The sequence below is a fragment of the Streptomyces sp. NPDC059866 genome (assembly GCF_042731325.1).
GTDB lineage: Bacteria > Actinomycetota > Actinomycetes > Streptomycetales > Streptomycetaceae > Streptomyces > Streptomyces flavusporus.
In genome coordinates, this window is the sequence record NZ_JBHWJT010000134.1 from 1 (window position 1) to 1,208 (window position 1,208).

A 1,208-nucleotide genomic window follows, 5' to 3' on the forward strand; every position below is an offset into this window, starting at 1 on the left:
AGTGGACGTTAAGTCCGATCTTCCTCGGTTCGTGATCGCTCGATCGTGGTACTGATCGTCACGCAGGGCGCCTGCCGGGCATGTCCATGTTGAGATGCGGGGCATGAAGCGAGAGCCGTACCCGAGCGACTTAGCGGACGAGCAGTGGGCGTTGATCGAGCCGATGATCACGGCCTGGAAGCAGGAGAGGGTGGCGCGGTCAGCGACCGGAGATCCCGGGTCCTGCGATCTGCGGGAGGTCGTGAACGCGATCTTCTATCAGAACCGGACGGGCTGCCAGTGGCGCTATCTGCCCCATGACTTCCCGGCCTGGTCGGCGGTGTTCTACTACTTCGGCCTGTGGCGCGAGGACGGGCTCGACCAGCGGATCCAGGAACTCCTGCGCTGCCAGGTGCGGGAGAGAGCCCGGCGATTAGAGGACCCGTCCCTGGTGATCATCGACACCCAGTCCGTCCGCGCGGCCGCGGGTGTCCCGAAGACCACGACGGGACTGGACGCCAACAAGAAGGTGTCGGGGCGCAAGCGGGGACTGGCCGTCGACGTTCTGGGGCTGATCATCGGCGTCGTGGTGCTGGCCGCCTCCGCCCACGACAACGCCGCCGGCACCGCCCTGCTCGACCAGGCGGCCGAGCGGTGCGGAATGCGTCTGGAGAAGGCCCTGGTGGACCAGGGCTTCAAGGACGAGGTTCTCATCCACGGCGCCCTGCTGGACATCGACGTCGAGGTCGTCCGCCGCAACCCCGCAGACCAGGGCAAAGGCTTCGTCCCGCAACCGAAGAGGTGGATCGTGGAGCAGGTCAACGGCACATTGATGCTGCACCGCCGCCTGGCCCGCGAGTACGACCACCGTCCCGACACCTCCGCCTCGCGCGTCTACTGGGCTTCCATCGCCAACATGGCCCGCCGCCTCACCACACCCGCCCCCACCTGGCGCGACACCCTTGGGCTGGCCGCGTGAACATCAGCGAGCTCCTGGCAGACCTCCAGGACCAGCACGACAAAACCACGGCCCGGGCCGGTGAACTACGCGACCAGATCGACCACTTGACCGCCGCCCTGGCCGAGACCGAAGCGCGACTCGCAGACCTGGCCACCACCCGGAAGATCATCGCCGAACGCGTCCCGCCCGGGACCGAGCCCGATCCGCCCGAAACGAACACCGCCTACCAGGCCATCGTGAACGCCTTCAACCAGCACCCCGGCCGGAC

The 1,208-nt window shown here is 67.4% G+C and carries 1 protein-coding gene and 1 pseudogene; both read left to right on the top strand.

The genetic code is table 11. The features are described from left to right. The first annotated feature begins 103 nt into the window (after positions 1 to 103). On the top strand, positions 104 to 958 hold the full coding sequence (locus ACFV7R_RS47070; RefSeq protein WP_385276982.1) for an IS5 family transposase: 855 nt from the start codon (positions 104 to 106) through the stop codon (positions 956 to 958). Continuing rightward, positions 955 to 1,208, top strand: a pseudogene (locus ACFV7R_RS47075) (hypothetical protein); the annotation flags it as partial. The gene ACFV7R_RS47070 and the pseudogene ACFV7R_RS47075, both read left to right, overlap by 4 nt.